This window comes from Pseudoalteromonas sp. HM-SA03, assembly GCF_002289345.1.
Lineage (GTDB): Bacteria > Pseudomonadota > Gammaproteobacteria > Enterobacterales > Alteromonadaceae > Pseudoalteromonas.
The window spans coordinates 93,155-113,781 of the sequence record NZ_NSDG01000004.1 but is presented as its reverse complement, the minus strand read 5'-3'; the positions used below and the strand labels follow the sequence as shown (position 1 = coordinate 113,781).

Here is a 20,627-nt window from a genome sequence, read left to right as displayed (position 1 = left end):
GGACAAAGTCACAAGGCAATGACTGCAACGGCGCTAATTCGCTAAATTGCTGTTTTAGTTGCGCCAGTGGCGCCTCGATGCGCTCTGGCGTTAGCTGTGCTCGCTGCCACTGGCTAAAATCACTATATTGCACCTGCATAGTTACAAGCGGCGTATAAGGTGTGCCTAGGTGTTTGCAATAGCCAGCCTCTATCTCTTGTGCAAGTAGCGCCATTGACGCCCCATCAGAGACAATATGATGCATATTAAATGCAAGGTGATGTTCATCGCCATCACTCACCACCAGCACGCGAAGCAAACAATCATGAGCCAAGTCAAAAGGCTTGTTTTGATGTGCTGCGATGCGCGAAGCAATGTAGGCTTGCCTTGTTTCCTCAGGTGTTACACTGGCATCAAGCCACTCAAACGGTGTATTCACGTCATCCGTTACTTGCAGCTGGGGGTTGCCATCTTGTTCATTTTTTACAAACCTAGCGCGCAGTATTTCGTGGCGCTGCACCACATCTTGTACGGCGCTGCGCATTGCTTGAATATTAAGCTTTCCGCGTAACAAAAACTCAGCAGGCATATAATACTGCTTGCTGCCTTGCAACTGCTCAATAAACCACAGCCCTTCCTGTGCAAAACTCAGCGGTAAGTCCTTCCCCGCATTTGGCTGCGCGACTATTTTCGGCGATGAGTTCGCCATATCACGACTTTGCTGCTGAAAATAGGCAATGATCTCTGATTTATATTCAACCACCTGCTGTTTTAACTGTGGAGGAAACCCAGCGGTTTGCTTAAATGCTAAGCCACCGTTTTTTTCATACAAGGTCACGCCAGCTGCTAATGCTTCTGCGATCAATGCCTCTATCAGTCTTTGTTGTTCATTCATCACAAAAACATCTCCTCAGACTGACCGTTTTCGTCCGCCGCTTTGGCTGCACGATGGATCTCACACCAAGTTGCAAGTGCGCTTACGCTTGGCCGCTCGAACAATATTTTTAAGGTGATGGGCACCTCAAGCGCCTGTTCAATTAAGGCAACCGCTTGGCTTGCTGATAAAGAGTGCCCCCCTAACTCAAAGAAGTTACTGTTAATATCTCGAACTTGAGTATTGAGCACTTGAGCAAAAACTTCTGCCAGTAGCGTTTGTAGTTCAGTCATAGGAGCTAAAGGTGCTGTAAGCACTTGCGCCTGTTGCGATTGCACCAGTTGTGCAAGCGCTCCTGCGTCTACTTTGCCGTTATTGGTAAGCGGCATAGCAGCCAGTGCATACAGCTTGTAAGGCAACATGTAACTTGGTAGGACCTCTGCTAACGAGGCTAATATCTGAGTGTGTAGCGTCTGTTCAAGCTCATAAATGGCATCACTGTGCGATGGTGTAGTTAGTACCACACAGCCCAGTAAGTTATCTTTACTTTCGTTAAGTAACACATGTGCTTGTTGCACTGCATCTAGGTGCTCAAGCTGAGCCGCAATTTCTTCAAGCTCGATGCGATAGCCACGCAGTTTAACTTGGTTGTCTCGACGACCAATAAACTGCAGCGCACTAGGATTGCCCTGTTCATCTAGCAGCCAACGCACTTGGTCGCCCGTCTGATAATAACGCTGTGAGTCATTGTTCAAAGACAATGACACAAATCTACTGGCGCTGAGCTCTGGCAACCCAAAATATGCCTGAGCCACATTATTGCCCGCGATGTATAACTCTCCGGGCATGCCGATAGGAACAAGCTGTTGATGCTGATCCAGTACCACCAAATGAGTGCCTTGAATAGCGCTGCCGATTGGTACAAAGCGCTGCGATTGCTGTGCAAGCGAAACCGCATATTGGCCATTACAGCGATACACACAGCACCCGACTGTTGCTTCTGTTGGGCCATATTCGTTATAAAAATGAGCCTGTGGCATCAGTGCCCCAACTTGAGCAACCACGCTGCTAGATAGGGCTTCTCCCCCCACCACAATGTGGTGCGCAGCATTGCTCGGTTGTAATCGTGCCAGCACGCCTTGTAAGTGGGCTGGAGTCAACTTAAACAGCAGCGCCTCATCACGCGCTAAACACGTACTAAGCTCTGTGATTAATTGCTCACCATCGCTTAGCAGTACTACACTAAGACCATTAACCAGCGCTCCCCATAAGCTCGTTACAGTCGCATCAAACGCTAAAGGCGTGCTGACAACGCTCTCGTGTATATCGCCTTGGAGATAACTGTGGCTAACATGCTCAAGGTAAAGGTGTAGATTACGGTGACTAACCACCACGCCTTTGGGTTGCCCTGTGGTGCCTGAGGTATAGATTATATAAGCCGGAGCATCAATATCACTTAACGGCGCAAGTGCTTCTACAGGCATGTTCTGCCAAAGCTGTGCGGTGTCCATTAACACCAAACAGCAGCTAAGCTCTGCGCTGTTAGGAAGTAGTGCTAAGGTGGTGATAAGGCAAGTCGCTTTACTGTCACGCAATATATAGTGCTGACGCTGACTCGGTACATTTGGGTCAAGCGGCACATACACGGCCCCAACTTTTAAGGTTGCCAAAAGTGCCACAACTTGCTCACAGCTTGGCGCTAAGCTTATTGCGACCTGCGACCTTGCCGTTACGCCTTGTTCAATCAAGTAACGCGCAAGTTGATTACTTTGTGACTCCAATTCGCCAAAACTTAACCGCTTGCCAGTCATATCTCGTACAGCATTTTGCTGTGCACTATGCTGAGCAAAGTCCCGTATTTTATCGCTGATAAACCAAGGAGATTGCGGCTGCGCTTGCGTGGCAAACCCTAACTCGCTGAGTACTTTGCTATCAACTAATGGTAAGGTATTCACACTTTGCTCAGGGCTTGTCAGCGCCGCGTCAATTAACGTCACAAAAGCATCAACCATCGCCTGTACGCTAGTGTGTTTAAACAAGGCTTTGGCATAATTCCACTGCACCGTGATCTCACTGCCCGATTCTTGTGCATTGACTTCTAAGTCGAACTTCATTGCAGGCTTAAGATCAAGCTGTTGCTCGATTTTTAGGTGAGGTAGCTTGAAGTTACTTTGTTCGTTATTTTGTAGTGCAAAGAGTATTTGTAATACGGGCGAATGCGCTAAGCTGCGCGGTGGATTAATGGCATCAACAAGCTGCTCAAAGGGTAGATTCTGATGGGAAAAAGCCGACAAGATCACCTGTTTTTGTTCACTTAGCCAGTCGTTAAATGAAGGCGACCCCACTTTGCGAGCGCGAATAGCCAAGGTATTCACAAAGCACCCCAGTAACCCCTCTAACTCTTTCACCTCACGTCCTGCAATGGGCGAACCAACGACAATATCCTGCGTTTGACTAAGACGAAGCATCAACAGCGAAAAGGCACTTTGCAACCACATATACAAAGTCACCCCTTGTGCTTGGCAATGCGCTTTTATCGCCTCAACTTGCGACCTCGTAAGGGTATGACGAATACACTCACCATCAAGGGACTGAACTTGTGGTCGCTCAAAGTCCAGCGGTAATTCATGAACAACTGGACACTGCTGCAACTGAGTTTGCCAATAGGCAAGATCCGCCTGATAGCTATCTTGCTGTTGCTGCTGCCAGTAGGCAAAGTCTGCATACTGCACCGCTAGCGGTTTAGCGTATTGCTCTGGCAGGGGATACACTGGCGCTTCGCTAAAGTGCCGATAAAACGCCACGAACTCTTTGGCCAGCAGCGCCATCGACCAACCATCGCTGGCAATGTGGTGCATGTTAAACAAGAGTCCAAATTGGTTGTGGCTAAACTGTACACAGATAACGCGCAGCATAGTGTCTTGGCATAAATCAAAAGGCTTATTAAGCGATTGCTGCTGTAATGTTCGCCAACGCTGCTGTTGCTCTGCGTTGTTTAGCCCAGACAAATCTACTAATTCCACAGGACAAGCTACTTGGGCACGAATTTGCTGCACAGCGCCGTGCTCACCACTTGCAGGAACGATGACCGTACGGAGCACTTCATGACGTGCAACAATCGCGCTTAACGCTTGTGTTAAAGCGTCAATATTTAAGGCTCCTTCACACCAATAGCTCGCTGGCATATGGTATTGCAGACTTTGCTCATGTAACTGATCGATTAACCACAAACGCTGCTGAGCAAAAGACAGAGGTAACGCTTGAGCTCTTGATACTGGCTCAATGGTATTGCTGTGCGCAATCATCGAACTTGCGGTTATCACTTCAGCAAACGCTGCAATACTTGGCGCATCAAAAAGTTGTGGCAAGGTGATATTTCGCCGTTGCTCACTGCGCACTCGGCTGATCACTTTTATGGCAAGCAGCGAATGCCCGCCTAAGTCAAAGAAACTATCGTTAATACTCTGTACTTGGCTCGGCAGTAGCTCACGATATAACTCAAGTAAATAACGCTGTATGTCCGTGAGCTTAGATCCATCAATTACCTCAGCGACCTCTTGGCTTTTCGCCTGTGCCTGATAGGCAAGCTGTAATGCTTGCTTGTCTACTTTTCCGTTTGCAGTCAGTGGAATATCAGCAACGATATCCAGCGCGGCAGGTAACATGTAACTGGGCAGCGACTGCGATAAAGCGTGGCGCAACTGCACAAGTGTGAGCTTAGCCTCACCATTTAAAACCACATGAGCCACTAAGCTTTCTTGTGCTTCATCAACACTCACAGCGCAGCTTTTTACTTGCGCCAACGCGTCGATTTGATGGGCGATTGCCACAAGAGAAATACGGTAGCCTCGCAGTTTTACTTGCTCATCTAACCGCCCCAAATAGCAAAGGTAGTCAACCTCTCCGCGCGCATTCGCCTGCCACTTTGCCTTGTCGCCACTGCGATACCAACGCATGCTTGAAGTACCAGACGCAGGCACTGCTTGCTCAACAAAGCGTGTTTGCGTCACACTCGCGAGATTAATATAGCCTTCACACACCCCATCTCCCGCTAGCCAAAGCTCTCCAGGCATATTAGGTAAAGCCAGTTCGCCAAACTCATCGACTACCGCAAGTGTCATATTATCGATAGCATGACCAATAGGCACTTCTTCGTGGCCCGCTAACAAGTGGCGCGACTCACGGCTTACAGCATAGATACTACAGCCGACTGTTGCCTCAGTTGGGCCGTATTCGTTTATCCACTGAGCATTCGGGAGCTTATCCATCAGCTTATCAACCAAAGCTGCGCTTAGCCCTTCACCGCCAACCACAAATCGGTGGGCGATATTACTGCGAGTTTGTGCGTCACTTAATGCAAATACCGCGCGTAGGTGAGCCGGTGTTAACTTGAATAACTTGGCTTCGTTAGCTGCAAAAATCTGTGTTTGTAAGGCGGGCAACAATTCTGCGCCCGTGGGAAGCAACTCAAGCTCACCACCTCGCACTAAGATAGGCACTAAGGCGGTCACCGTCGCATCAAACGCCAGCGGTGTACTGAGTACAGCCTTGGTTATGCCTCCCGATTGTGGCAGGTAGCGCTGAGACGCAAAGCGCAGATAATTATTGAGGTTGCCATGACTAATGGGCACCCCTTTTGGCTGCCCGGTTGAACCTGAGGTATAAATAACATAGGCAAGCTCGGCTTGGTTAAATGCAGATGCGTCTTCATCTACCAGCAAACAGGTATCGTAAAACGCAAAGTTCCCCTCGGCTTCGAACAGATCATCAAGCAACAAAAAGTCACTACCGGCTTCAATCAAGCGCTCGGTATCTTCACTTAGCGCCAGCGTCAATACGATGTCTGCATCATTCATGATGTAGGCTAAGGTATCCGTTGGCGTGTCATGATGAATGGGCACATAGGTATGGCGCGCTTTTAATACTGCCAGCACCGCGGCCACCATGTAGCTTGAAGACGGCAGTAAAATAGCAATGCGACTTTGCTCGGCAAATGCCATTTCCAATAAGCTATTAGCAAGTTGGTTCGCGCATTTTTCTAAGGTGAGATAACTACAAGTGAACTCCCCCATGCGCACCGCAGTCTGTAGTGGAGTCTGAAGAGCCGCCTGACTAAACTTAGTTACCCATCGCTGTTGCTCTGTCACTTCTACCGCAACACTTTGCAGCTGTTTTAATAGCGCTAACTGCTGCTCAGCGGGCCACAATGACAATGCTGACAACGGAGTATTTGGCTCTGCAAGACACTGCGATAACACATAACAAAACTGCTGATGGAAACTAACTACACTCGCTTCGTGCCACAAATTGCTGTCATAAAGCCATTCAACGGTGAGTACATCCCCCTCGTCTATCACTGCGACTTCCAAATCTAATTTGGCACCGCGTACTTTACTTTGGCAAGGCGTCACTTCCAATTGTTCTAGCGTAAGGTTTTCATTTACCTGATTATTTACCCGAAACACGATTTGATGCAGCGGATGCTGGGCGCTTGAGCGTTCAATGTCTAGCTCATCCACTAACACATCGAAGGGAATATGTTGATGTTGCAATGCGTCGTTGAGTAAGCCTTGGGTTTGCTGTAACGCTTGGGTAAAACTGGTGTCTTCACTCCATTCGCTCCTAAGCACTAAAGTATTGATAAAGTTACCAATCATATTTTCAAATGCTTTGAGGTGACGTCCTGATACCGGCGTACCAACAACCACGTCGCGCTGTTGAGAAAAGCGGCTTAACCACAATGAAAATAGCGTTTGCAGTAACACAAATAAGGTTTGCCCTGAACGAGTTTGATACGCTCGAAGTGCACTGACCAGCGCCGCAGGTATAGGCTCAATCACTAAGGCGCCGCGCAAAGAGGTTTTTGCTTCTCTGCTACAATCTAGCGGTAATTCATGAACCTTGGGCAGACCTTGTAATTGCATACGCCAATAGTCGAGCTCCTGTTGCCATAATTCCCCCTGTTCCAGCTGCTGTTGCCACATTACATAATCAACGTAATGCACCTCTTGTAGCGATAAGGTTTCGCCGCTGAGAGCAGCTTTGTATGCCTGTCTTAAAGCGTCACTCAAACACGCAATAGACCAACCATCGGCAGCGATATGATGTAAGGTGATCACAAGGGTAGCCTGCATCGCCTCTTGTTGATAAAGACTGGCGCGCAGCATTAAATCACGGCTTAAATCGAAGCTGGTTGCGTAATCTTCTGCGATAGCTTGCTCTAACGCATGTGCTTGTTGCTCAGCGGATTTATCTGTCCAGTCGTGCTTAATCAAGGTAAATCGAGCATCAAGGTTAATGCTTTGGTGCGGTTCTCCTTGCTCATTTTGATGATAATTAAACGCCAAGACTGGATGTTGCTTAATCACAGCAATAAAGGCGTGCTCTAAGGCCTTGGTATTCAGTTTGCCTTGCAATTGAAATATGCCCTGTAGGTTATACTGGTTGCTGTGCCCTTGCAGTTGGTCTACAAACCACAAGCGCCGCTGTGCAAATGACAAAGGATAATTGGGCTGTGGTGGCGCAGGTTGTAGACTTGGTAATGAAGATTGAGACTGAGAGTTAGCCAGTATCTCGCTTAGTTCAAATACGCTAGGATTGGCAAACAGTTGCTTTAAGCTCACCTCCACCGAGAGCTGGGCTCTTAGTTCATTGAGTAATTGCATTGCCAATAAAGAGTGACCACCGATGCTGAAAAAGCTATCGTGCAGCCCCACTTCTGGTGCGCCAGTTAAGGTTTGATAGAGTGTGATTAACTGTCGCTGCAACGCACTTGTCACCTCACTACTTTGGCTTTGAGAGGTTAATGCCAAAGACTGTAATTGTTGGCGGTCTATCTTGCCATTACTCAGGGTGGGTAAGTGCTGGCAAAGCTCTATCCAGCTTGGGATCATCGGCTCGGGCAAGCGACGCTTCAAGCCTTGGCGGATCACCTCGCGCAGATTGGTTGCGGCGCACTGGCTGCCACCACCACTTACCACAAAAGCAACCAAAGCATCTTGCTTGCCGAGCTTGCGCACCACGACTGCTGCCTGCGATACCTCATCAAGCGCTAACAGAGCAGCTTCTATTTCATTGAGATCAACGCGGTAACCGCGAATTTTCGCTTGTTTGTCAATTCGACCGAGAAATTCAAGCTCGCCGCTCGTATTCAGCCTAACGCTATCACCACTGCGGTAAAAACGGGCGCATTGGGCACTATGTTGCAAGCTACTTGTAAACTGAGCTGCGGTCTCTGAAGGCGCATTTATATATCCTTTGGCGAGGCTCGGCCCGCCAATATAGAGCTCTCCAGGCATGCCAGCGGGTGTTGGCTTCCCCTGTTTGTTGAGTACGCAGGTGGTGACATGTGCCAAAGGCGCACCGATCGGATAACTGTGGCCGGTTAGCCTGCTGTCTGTCACTTCATGACAAACTACTCCAACACAAGCCTCCGTCGGACCATAATGGTTGAAAATACGCGCTGCTGGCGTCAGCGCGCGAATGCTATCAACAAGCTGCTCACCTAATGCTTCTCCACCTAACACCCACTGCGAAATAGCGGGCTTTTGCTCAGCAAATTGAGGCAACAGCACCGCGGCAAAAGAAGGGGTTAATTTTATCAAGTTAACTTGCTCAGCCACTAACTTGGCTGCAATTTCAGTCGGTTCTGGCGCTTGGTTTGCAAGGGTGAGTACCACAGTGCCGCCATGAGTAAGCACCGGATACACAGCCGTTAAGCATAAATCCGTGGCAAGTCCTGTGACCACGCCCGCTCGCGTATCTTGGTTGTAACTCAATCTCGCCGCGATGCTGCTGCAATAGTGACTCAGCGCGCCATGGCTGATCTCAACCCCTTTGGGCACACCAGTAGAACCAGAAGTAAACAACACATACGCGCTATCATCAAAACTTGGTGAATAAGTTTGCTGCGGCGCTCCTTTGTTTTGGCTCAGCTCAGTATAGTCAAGCACCTGAATGCCCGCTTCTCGTAACGCTTGGCAAAGTGGCGTTTCGACACTTACCACCACCGTATTACATTCAGCTTGCGCTAGCATTTGTAGCGCTCTGGCAGTGGGCATATTGCCATCAATAGGTAGATACGCGCGACCACTTTGCATTACGCCAAGCATAGTGACAATATCACTCATATCACCCGTTGTTATCAGCGCAATGATTGACGCTGGAACATCTAAGTTGTTGGCAATTTGTAGGCTTTGAGATTGTAGCTGCTGATACGTTAGGGCCCGCGATGCTTCGCCATTGGTGCTTGGCACAACCACTGCAATCGCCTCACCTTGAGTTTGCGCTATACTTCTGATTGCTTGCGGCACAAGCATCGGCTGGCTGATGTTGTGATTGATATCCGCCGCCTTTGTCGGTACGTTCGTTGATTTGAGCACTAAGTCGTCAATCGGCAGCGCCTCTTTAGCACAATAGCACTGGACGAGTGCCAAATAATCATCGGCAAATTGCTGAATAAGCGCATGGTCATAAAGCCCTGTTGCATAAACAAAGTCACACACAAGGGCATCATCTGTATCATCAACAGATAGGGTTAAGTCAAATTTCGCAGTGCCATTATCTAGGGCAATTAACTCGGCTTCTAATTGGTTATTTGCCGACACCTTACTACTTGCTACACCATTGTAGTTAAATAACACTTGAAACAAGGCGGAATGCGCGGCGGATTTGGGTAGCTCTAGCGCTTCAATGATGTCTTCCACGGCAGCGTTTTGATTACTAAGCCCTTGCAATACTTTGTATTGCAGCGCCTTAATCGCCTCACTCATGGAGTGATGTCCGTTTATCTGCATACGCAGTGGCAAGGTATTAATAAAGCAGCCAAGCATAGCTTCAAACTCGCTTTGCTGACGATTTGCAACCGGCACCCCTAAGGTAATATCGGCTTGCTCACTGTAGCGATAAAGCAAGATGTAAAACACGCCCAGCAAGACGGTAAAATGTGTTACGCCATCGCTGTGGCAAGCTTTATCTAATCGTTGTATTTGTTCTGCGTTAAACGAACAACGAACCGTGTCACCTTGGTACTGCTTTTCTTTTTTTCTTGGATAGCTGGTGGACAATTCAAACGGTGTAAATGCCTCTAACTGCTCAGTCCAATAAGCCAATTGTTGTTGATAGTCTGGGGATTGCCTTAATTGCTGCTCCCAGTGCACATAGTCAACATACTGTAAATCGGGAAGCTCAACACACGCCTCCGATAGCTCATGCAGCAGTGCGTTGATAAATACAGTCACGCTCCAGCCGTCACTAATAATATGATGCATGTTAACGAGTAACCAACGGCAAGCAGTATGGGAGTTACCCACTAAAGCCGTCACTTGCAGCAGCGGCTCGTTGGCAAGATCAAACTGATACCCCACAGCCTGTTTAATCGACTCTGGTAGCTGATTGGGTAGCGCTTCTTCATCCACGGTCATCACAGCAATTTTCATCGCCTCAGCAGGTTCAATTTGCTGCACGGCCTTTCCTTGAACCGTGATAAATCGTGCTCTCAAAATATCGTACTTAGCTATCAAGCGGCTCAACGCTTGTTCAATGTCCGTGACTGAAAATGGCTGCGATAATTTAACTAGCCCAGCCATATTGTATGCCGCAGTGCCCCCTTCATACTTATCAATAAACCACATTCTTTGCTGCGCTGCCGAGAGCGAAGCAGATTGCTTTTGCTGTCCTTGAAGATAGGTGATAAGCGCAGCTTTGTTCGCCTTTATCTTATCCAGAATACCCTCAGGCACCTGCCCAAGCGGTGTTCTAAGTTTTAATTTATCTTGCTGTAAATAAACATAAATCTGTTGACGGTCAAGCTCATCTAACCACTGTTTTATTGCAAAGTTTTCCATCATTACAAGTCCATCTCCGTCATAGATTTATCACTTAGCGCAGCACTCAAATCTCGATCGCTCACAATATCACTGACTTTCTCTACGCTTGGAGTCTGCGTCTCCACCGAAATAGCATCATGAGCTTGTTTTAGCGCTTCGATACACTCGGCAAGCTCTGCAATACAGGCGTGCTCAAAGATGTCGCCAATGGTCAATTTAATATTGAAAGCTCGGTTGAGTCTCGATACCAACTGCATACCAATCACCGAATTGCCGCCGCTATCCACAAAACGTGCTGTGACGCCCAACTGCTCAACAGGGAGAAGTGCTATATAATGTTGATGCAGCTGCTTTTCTGTTTCAGTGCGGGGAGCCAACGTGCATATTTCTGATACTTGCTCAGCAGCAGGCTTTGGTAGTGCTTTTCGGTCGCGCTTACCATTTGGTGTCATCGGCCATTGACTTAACCAAACAAAATGCTCAGGCACCATGTAACTTGGTAACCATTCACCGAGCGCTTGGCGCAGCCGAGGCGAAGACCACTCGGTTGATAGCTCACCATCATCAATCATATAACCACACAGACATGGGCCAGTTTCTAGCGTTTGTACGCAAACATCGACTTCACTAGTATTGAGTATCCGCCCTAGGTGATGGCTAATATCGCCAAGCTCTATACGATGACCATGGAGTTTAATTTGATTATCTAAGCGTCCTTTTAATTCAAAATGGCCATCAGCTAAACGCCTCGCTTTGTCTCCCGTCTTGTATAAGCGGCAGCTAATGGAAGTTGTAAATTGATGATTGATAAAACGCTGCTCGGCCAGCTCCGCTTGATGTAAATAACCCATAGCAACACCACTGCCACCAATGTATAACTCGCCCCATACGCCGTCGGGTAAAGGCAGCCCTTCACCATGGCACTCTGTTGGGAGCACAAATAAGCTAGTATTTTGTATCGCTTTACCAATGGTTATCTCTGCGGCATTGTCGATATGTGCCACCGCCGACCAAATCGTGGTTTCGGTTGGCCCGTATAAGTTATAAACCGCTTTACTGTGACTAAGTAACTGCGCGGCCAGTGCCTGAGGTAAAGGCTCACCGCCACTCCATACTTTTATGCCAGAAGTGCATGCTGGTGCCGCATTTAACACTAATTGCCATAGCGTTGGCGTTGCCTGCATCACCGTGATCTGCTGCTGTTCAATAAGCGCGCCAAGCACAGCAGGATCGCTAATACTTTCATCACTTGCCAGCACCACCGACGCACCAACGAGTAATGGCCCAAACAACTCTAGCAAGGCAATATCAAACGCTACTGTGGTGATAGCCAATAAACGGTCATTTGCCACCAGCCCCGGCTCACGACACATAGACGCAAGCAGATTAGCAAATGCCCCGTGATTGACTTCAACGCCCTTGGGTAACCCCGTGGAACCAGAGGTATAAATCACGTAAGCACGCTGCTGAGCTTGAATTAGCAAGCTTGGGCTGCGAGTCGAACTTTTGGCAATGACTTCGGCATCGCTATCCATACAGACTCGTTTGAAACGACCGAGATTGAATAACGCAGACTCTGCACTGCTGGCATCACACAGCACAACACTCGCTTTGGCATCCTCTAAGATATGCGCGATGCGCTCGTCAGGAAAGGTGAGATCGAGTGGTAAAAATGCCGCTCCAGCTTTCATCACCGCCATGAGTGCTATCAACAGCTCCACCCTGCGTGGTAATGCCACCGCCACGATACTATTGGGCGTTACCTGCTGCTTCATCAAGTAGTGAGCGAGTTGGTTAACACGCGAATCTAGTGCCTCATAACTGAGACTCACATCATCCGTTACCAGTGCCGTACGTGCGCTGCAACGCGACACATTGTGCTGCCAAGTTTCAACGAAACTCGTCGCGACCTTAACCGATTTCTCTTGCTGTAGCGGTAACTCAACCAATCGATACACATCATCACTACTTTGTATCAGCTCATTTTGAGCCCCTATCGGTGTGTTGCCTTGAACCTGCGACAGCAAATGGACAAACTTAGCCACGTACTGGGTCATTAATTCAGTATCAAATTTTGCTGTGTGATATTCCACTAACAGGGACCACTGCCCCGCAACACAGGTCATATTTGTCGTCAGTTCAAATTGGCCAAATTTAGCGACACTTGGCTGTACTTCAACTTCTAGGTCATTAAAGTTCGGCAAAGTGGTGACTTTATCTAGATTAAACAAAGTGCTAGGTAGAATTAGCTGGTCATCGGCAAGGCTTGCATACGGGTGGGTTTGGTGATCAAAGGCATCAAGTAAAGTATTTTGCACCCGCTGTACCAGCTCACCGATAGTGCCAATGCTAGTCATGTCAACCACAATGGGCAAGATATTGGTGCAATAACCCAGTAACGCTTGGTCGAGCAACTCAGGCTCAAACTGCGACGCCAGTCGTTGCCTATCTGATACCGGCACACCTACACTTATTACCGCCTGACCGCTTAACTTGTGTAGCCACAAGCAATAAAGTGCAAGCATGGTTGCAAATTGCCCACAACGCAAAGATTGAGCAAGGGTCTCAGTGTTTCGGATTGCACTCGATGAAATGGGTAATGTGATTTGATTAACTTGGTATGAAGCCACGCTCACCGTCGTTGATTTTGGCAGCTCAAGTAGTGTTGAACTCGCTAAGCACTGGTGCCAAAAAGCTTGATTTTTTGCAGCTTCTGGTGAATGCGAATATGCCTGCAGGCTATCAACGTAGTGATTAAAGGAGACAGCTCGGCTTGCCACCTCATTTTGTTTTGCATCTTGATTGTAGCGCTCAGCGATTGCTGCCAGCACCATCTGTAGTGAAAGCCCATCGCAGATCACATGATGGGCCACAACACTTAGATAGTGCTGTGCTTTGCCATCACTCAACAGCGTCACTCTACAAAGTGGGTCTTTTGCAAAGTCAAACGGTTGATAACGCAGCGCGGATAACCGCGTTTGCAATACTGCTTGGTCTTCTTCGTTCCATGGCTCAACATGCAACTCGGCTTTTTCCACTCGGCAATATTGCATTAAGCGGTCACTATCGACACCAAAACGCAAGATTGGGAAGTCGCGGCAGACCGCGGTAACGGCTTGTTGCAGCCGCGGTAAATCGAGCTTGCCGGAGAGCTTTAATATCGCTTGTAGTTGATATGCACTCGATCCATCGCTTGAGGTCAACGCCATCGCTAATAGCTGCTGCTGGCTATGGCTAAGTGGAAATGCAGCATCGTCATCACTTTGACTCGTTTCACCAAAGTAGCCCGCACGTTTTAAGCTAAGTACACTGGCTTCAACTGCGTTTATCACCGCTGCAATGTCTTCATCTGTATGCGCGGCACTGAAAAAGCAGTTTCGCCCTTCCCAGATAAACACACCGCGCTCTAGCATTTCATAAAAGAACACATCAAGATTTTGCGAAAAGCGAAAACGGAATAATGAGGCAAACGCTTCTATTCGAATGGGTACGTCATGGGTTTCAAAAAACGCATTGAGATGTGCTTTAAATGCCGCGGTTTTGTCGTTGATCCCTTGTTGTAACGTTGGACCTTGCGACTTAATAGCTTGCAACACCGCTTTGGCGCTCGCCATGGTCATTGGATGTTTGCAGAAAGTCCCGGCAAAGAAGGTAGTATCGGTCAAAGGGTAGGAATCATCTCCGTATTGCCAATTTCCTCCGTCAATGGCATCGAGATAGGTAGCGGCCCCCGCGACCACACCGATAGGCATACCACCACCGACGATTTTGCCATAGGTTGCCATATCGGCCTTAACCCCTATCAAGCCTTGAACACCACCGGGGTGTGCTCTAAAGCCAGTGATCATTTCGTCAAAAATGAGGGCAATACCATGCGCTTCGGTAAGCGTACGTAGTTTACGTAAAAACGCCCAAGGCTGATTTTCAGGATGACGGCTTTGTACCGGCTCAACAATCACCGCGGCAATATGTTGTGCCTCTCGGGTAATAACCTCTAGCGCCTCATCATCACCATAAGGTAAAACAAGATTATCGGCGATTGCGCCATAACGCACTCCAGCACACATTGTCTCTACGCCTTGCTCTGGCGACTCAGTTGCTAAAGTACCATCATAGTGACCATGGTACGCACCTGAGAACTGAACAATTTTATCGCGCTTGGTCACCGTTCTTGCCAAGCGTAGCGCCGTCATGACCGCCTCTGTACCAGAGTTACAAAACGATGCCCGCTCAAGCCCCGTCAGCTCACAGATAAGTGCGGCGACCTCGGGCGCATCAGGACTTGCAAGTCCCAGTTGCATCCCGGATTCAAGCTGTTGCGCCAGCGCTGCTTTGATAAAATCAGGATTATGACCAAATAAGTTAGTACCAAAGTCCATGGTGATATCAATATAGCGATTATCATCAATATCCCAGATATATGCGCCCTCACAGCGCTTAGAGAACACCGGATAAAGTAGCTCTTTGCTCGATAGTCTAAAACCCGCCGAAGCTCGGCAATCCGCAAGGCGTCCGCGATATTCGCTCACTAGCGCTTTTGAACTGTGCGTTTTCGCAATGTAAGCATCACTCAATGCAGCAAGGTGTTGGCGTATGGCCGGGCTGCTATTGGCACGCTGCACTTGTTTTTGTTGCGCGCCTGGTAATACAGATTGGGCTCTGCTTGGCTGGGGCTTTGATACCAAGGTTGCTGTCGAGGTGACTGCACTGTTTTCAACTTTCGCGCCCTGAATATGGCGTAACTGCTGTCCCACCACAGCTTCTAACGCAGCTCTCGCTTCAGCGTTGGTCACTGTGCTTGCCGCCTGCAATTGCGCCTGATAGATAGCGACAAGCGTGTGGTTGTCAGCCTCTACTACACTACCTTTTGGCGTATCAGTCGTCACCGATGCAGGTGATGGCAAACTGCCAGCTTGTTGTGAACCTTGCGGCGCTTTGAGATAGTCACTATGGCTTTGAATATAGGCCACTAACTTATCGACATCGCTGAGCTCTTGATAAAATTGACGAACACTAAACTCTAAACCGAATTCCCGCTCGTATACTCTAACGGCCTGCATGATCATCAAAGAATCAACCCCCATTTCTAGCAAAGGGAGGTTGGTTTGGATAGCATCAGCGGGCATCGATAAGAGTCCCGCTAGGGTATTGAGCACAAAGCTGCGAATTTGTGCATCACGGTCACTCGCTTCTACCACTGTCAGTGCTTCGGGCTGTGATTGTTCAGTACCAAAAATCCAGTATGAGCTGCAATCAAACGGATATTGCGGCAAGCCTACTCTAGCGCTCGGGCGATTGCCATACACCTGTTGCCATTCGAGCGGCCCGCCTAAGTCGAGGTATGCGCCCAAACACTCGGCGAACCTCTTGCTGTCATCGCCTTTGGGGTGCAATACATGGGCATAATTGAGCGCTTTGTTATTGCTGTTTTCTTGTAGTAAGCCACTCAAAATAGGTTTGGGACCAAGCTCAATCGCTAAGCTATGCTCTAGTGACTCCAGAGTAGTTACACAGTCAACAAAGCGAACCGGTGCCATAATTTGCTCAACCCAATACTCAGCTGCTGCAATGCGTGCGGTCTCTACTTTCCCCGTCATGGACGAAACAAAAGGTAGCCGAGGCTGTTGGAATCTAATCTGTTCAGCGACTTCCCTAAAGGCGTCTAACATGGGAGTCATCAATGGAGAGTGGAAAGCGTTTGCCGTATGCAGCGCTTTTACCTTAATTTGCTGTGCTGCAAGTACGTCACTGAGGGCTGTGATTGCTTCATCAGCACCGGAGAATACCACCCCAGCCCCACCATGGAAGGCTGAGATCACCACTTGCCCTTGATACTCGCTCAAGCAATTCTGTGCGGTTACTTCATCACATCTTGCGGCGATCATGCTGCCTTTTATCGGTAATTCATGCATTAGTTGACCACGCGCTGCAATCAACTCAACGCCATCACGAAGCGAGAACACGCCAGCAATACAAGCCGCTGCATACTCACCAACACTATGACTGAGCAGCTGGGATGGCTTCACTCCATAATGCATCAATAAGTTTGCCACACTGTATTCAACGGCAAACAAGCTCACTTGCGTCCAACGCGTTTGTGCCAGTAGTTCACTATGCTTTTCATCGAATAACACATCCAACAGGCGTGCTCCAAAGCGCTCGCCAACTAGGCTGTCAATTTCATCTAAGTGACTGCGAAACACTGCATGGTGTTGATATAAAGAGAAGGCCATCAAGGGGTATTGTGAACCTTGCCCGGTGAACAAAAATGCGACTTCTGGAGCAGCATTTGCCGAGGACTGTTCGGCAATAACTGGAATATTAAGCTGCGAAATAAGTGCTTCTCTACTCACACCACTAAACGTTTTGTGCACACCTTTAAGCGGTACTTGCTCGGCATTTTGTGCGCAGAAGTCATCATATGCTTGGGGAGCCAAACTCAACAATCGCTCACTATAGTGACCAGCAAGTTGTTGCAATGCAGTTTTCGACTTAGCAGCCAGAGGCAATAGGTAAAACGAAGGCGGTGTTACTTCAGCTTGTGTGCTGGGTTTAAGTACAGGCGCTTGTGCGCAGATCACATGTGCATTTGTACCACCAAAACCAAAAGAGCTTAATCCAGCGGCTCTTATTCCCCCTTGTTGTACAGGCCATGTCTGCATGCTTTGCGGCACCGTAAACGGGAGCTTTTGCCATGGAATATGTGGGTTTAGCGCCTCACTATAACGCTGCGCAGGAATTTGCTCATGCTGTAAACACAGTAGCGTTTTGATAAGCCCAGCAATACCCGCGCCGGACTCAAGGTGACCAATATTGGCTTTTACCGCACCGAGAATAACTGGATCATGGCGACTGTGGTGTTCTCCATACGTACGATTTAATCCAGTGATCTCGATAGGATCGCCAAGCTCCGTACCCGTGCCATGGGTTTCCACATAGTGGATATCTCCCGCCTGCATCTTGGCATTATCAAGGGCGGCATTGATCACAGCCTGTTGCGCGGCACTATTTGGCGCGGTAATGCCATTGCTGCGGCCGTCTTGATTAATTGCACTGCCTTTGAGTACACCAACAATTGGGTCGTTGTCTGCCATGGCTTGTTGTAGCGGCTTTAGCATCACCACCCCAACTCCTTCACTTCGCACATAGCCATCCGCTGCCTGTGAAAAGGTTTTGCAATGGCCGTCTGCTGCCAACATTTGTGCGTTTTCACAGGCCTTAGTCACATCATCGCTCAGAATAAGGTTAACGCCCGCCACCAACGCCGCGTTCGTTTCTCCATTTCTTAGTGCTTGAATTGCATGATGAAGTGCCACCAGCGATGACGAGCACGCCGTATCAATCGCCACACTCGGGCCGGTAAAATTAAAGCTATAAGAAATGCGGTTTGCAGCAATGCTCAGCGCCGTGCCCGTGCCTAAATACGCAGTACTTTTTTGCTGTTGTTGCGACAATAAAAAGTAATCATTTTGCGATATACCAACATACACGCCAATATCGCTACCAGCGAGCGTGGCGGGTTGGTAACCAGCATGCTGTATGGCGTGATAAGTCGTTTGAAGCAGTAATCTATGTTGTGGGTCAATATGCTTAGCTTCGAGTGGCGAGATGCCGAATAATGCGGCGTCAAACTCATCGACATTCTCTAAATAGCCACCGAGACGGTCGGCTTCAAGGTTAGGACAAAGCTGCTGGCGCTTAGGATCTGGCGTGGTGATCCCATCGCCCTGCTGGCATAACAGCTGCCAAAATGCATCGAGTCCATTTGCCAAAGGATAACGACAGGCCATGCCAATCACGGCAATATCTGTATCCGTAATATCTTCAGCTCGGCGAGTTGGCTGCATCTTATTCGCTTGCTCAGTGGCACCTTTCGACTCGTTAAGCGCTATCTGCCCTAGAGCTTGAGTAAGCGTACTAAACTGACTTAGATACTGGGCTAGTTCGCGAATAGAGGGATATTCGTAAAGTACCGTTGGCTCAATATCTAGCTCGTGTACTTCCATTAGCTCCCCTGAGATCCGTACCGCTTTCATCGAATCCACACCTAATGCCAAGAATGGCGCGTCGATATCCAAACTACGCGCGGGCTTATCTATTTCTTGTGCGACTAAATCTTGTAATAACCGCTGAATTTGTTGCAGTGACGATGAAGATGATGGCACTTCAAATTGTTGCGGCACAGCCGCCTCTCGGGCACGCGCAATTACTTCAAAGTTATCGGCTAAATAACTGCGTTTATTCTCTTGGCGCTGAATTTTACCGCTCGATGTTTTATGAATGCGACCGGGCTTTATCAATACGATGTCATAAGGCGTAATGCCGTGGTGCTCAACGATCGCAGCGGTGATCTGCTGCAATACCTGCTCAGCATTTAACTTTCTAAGCGCGGTACGCTTAACTTGTTGTACTATCACCAAACGTTCTTCATCGCCATTAGCGGCGACCGAAAACGCCGCGCCGCCATTTTGTTCTAAACTATCGCTTGCTTCTGTAACCGTAAGCTCTATATCTTGCGGGTAGTAGTTTTTACCGCGGAAGATAAGCACGTCTTTGGCGCGTCCGGTAACGAACAATTCCCCACGCTGGATAAAGCCTAAATCACCAGTACGCAGATAATCCCGCTGGTCAGCGCCTTTAATTCTGGCATGAAATGTAGCCTCAGTTGCCGCTGGGTTATTCCAATACCCCTTTGCTACACTTGGGCCAGTTACCCAAACTTCTCCGGTTTCACCATCATTGCAGGCTTCAAAAGATTCAGGGTTAACAACCGCAATGCTATGCTCGCCCCAACTCACGCCAGAAGATACGGCGTAATAAGGCTGCTGATCATCAGCTACATCTAATGCATAAAATACATCTACTACATCTTCATCTGCGACTAGTTCGGCTTTACCCTGCTGTAGCTTGGTCGCATCAATACGTAATATTCTTGGCTTTTCTAGAAGACGCCCACCGGTTGCAAATAAGGTGGTTTCTGCCATGCCGTAACAAGGTGCGATACTTTCTCTTTGTAAGCCACACACTTTAAACTTTTGATAAAAGCGCTCTAACGTGCTGGCACGCACGGGTTCTGCGCCATTTAATGCCGAGCGCCAATGGGACAAATCTAAGTCTTTAAGATCTTCATCTTTGACGGTGTCCACACACAGGTCATAGGCAAAGTTTGGCGCACTTGACGTTAATGCTTTGGTTTGGGAAAGCAGTTTTAGCCAACGTAGTGGTTTTTGCAGGAAATAAGCCGGATTCATCAGCGCCGCTGTCGCCCCGATGTAGATTGGGTGCATAATGCCAAAAATCAGTCCCATATCATGGAAGTGAGGCAACCAACTTACAATCGAAGAGTTGCTATCGTGACCAAACGCTTCTTTCATTAGCGCCTGATTATCAAGAATATTGTCGTGGGTTACCATCACGCCTTTAGGTGTGCCCGTCGAGCCTGAGGTATATTGCAAAAATGCCAGTTGCTCACCAAGGAGTTGTGCACGAGGCCACTGTTGAGTGGTCGATTTAAGTGTAATGTTATCGGTAGTAAATAGTGCTAACTGCGCTAGGCTTGGCTCAGAATCAAGCAATGGCTTGGCGATTTCATTGATCTTTTCACTGGTAAGCGCACCTTTCGCACCTGCGTCTTCGATGATGGCGCGCAGACGATCAACGTTTTGATTCTTTTTAGGTGGATAAACCGGTACGGCAATTATTTCTGCGTATAAACAAGCAAAAAAGGCTTCTATAAATTCAAATCCAGAGTTGTACAATAATAATGCCCTGTCACCCGGCTCAAAATATTCACTCAATGTCTCAGCAATAGATGCTGCACGCTCATGCAGTTCCTGGTAGGAAATGGTTTTACTTGGTAATGCCTCATCGTAAAAATACTGATAGGCAATATCTTGAGATCGAGTACACGCTAAACCCGCGAGTATAGTAACAATATTTGTATTCAT

3 protein-coding genes (1 of these 3 cut by a window edge) are annotated in these 20,627 nt (G+C 48.3%); all 3 read right to left on the bottom strand.

The window, feature by feature from the left end; genetic code table 11:
* Tightly spaced (each overlapping or abutting the next), the 3 genes in view from CKO50_RS01125 to CKO50_RS01115 form a layout consistent with a single transcriptional unit that may run on beyond the window.
* Window positions 1-874, bottom strand: partial view of a non-ribosomal peptide synthetase gene (locus CKO50_RS01125; RefSeq protein ID WP_095726668.1) — the 5' end (the start) only. 11,189 nt of this gene lie to the left of the window's left edge; only the first 874 of its 12,063 coding nucleotides appear in the window; it begins with the start codon at window positions 872-874; the stop codon falls past the left edge of the window.
* Window positions 874-10,701 (bottom strand): non-ribosomal peptide synthetase, encoded by a 9,828-nt coding sequence (locus tag CKO50_RS01120; RefSeq protein WP_095726667.1) that lies wholly within the window; start codon window positions 10,699-10,701, stop codon window positions 874-876. Before CKO50_RS01120 ends, CKO50_RS01125 begins: the two co-directional genes overlap by 1 nt.
* Window positions 10,701-20,627 carry a hybrid non-ribosomal peptide synthetase/type I polyketide synthase gene (locus tag CKO50_RS01115; protein WP_095726666.1) on the bottom strand — a complete coding sequence of 3,309 codons (9,927 nt, stop codon included), beginning with the start codon at window positions 20,625-20,627 and terminating at the stop codon, window positions 10,701-10,703. The genes CKO50_RS01120 and CKO50_RS01115 overlap by 1 nt, the downstream gene beginning before the upstream one ends.

Coding starts and splice junctions, on each gene's coding strand:
- CKO50_RS01120 (WP_095726667.1), bottom strand. CDS start 10,701: ATGATGGAAAACTTTGCAATAAAACAGTGGTTAGATGAGCTTGACCGT.
- CKO50_RS01115 (WP_095726666.1), bottom strand. CDS start 20,627: ATGAATACAAATATTGTTACTATACTCGCGGGTTTAGCGTGTACTCGA.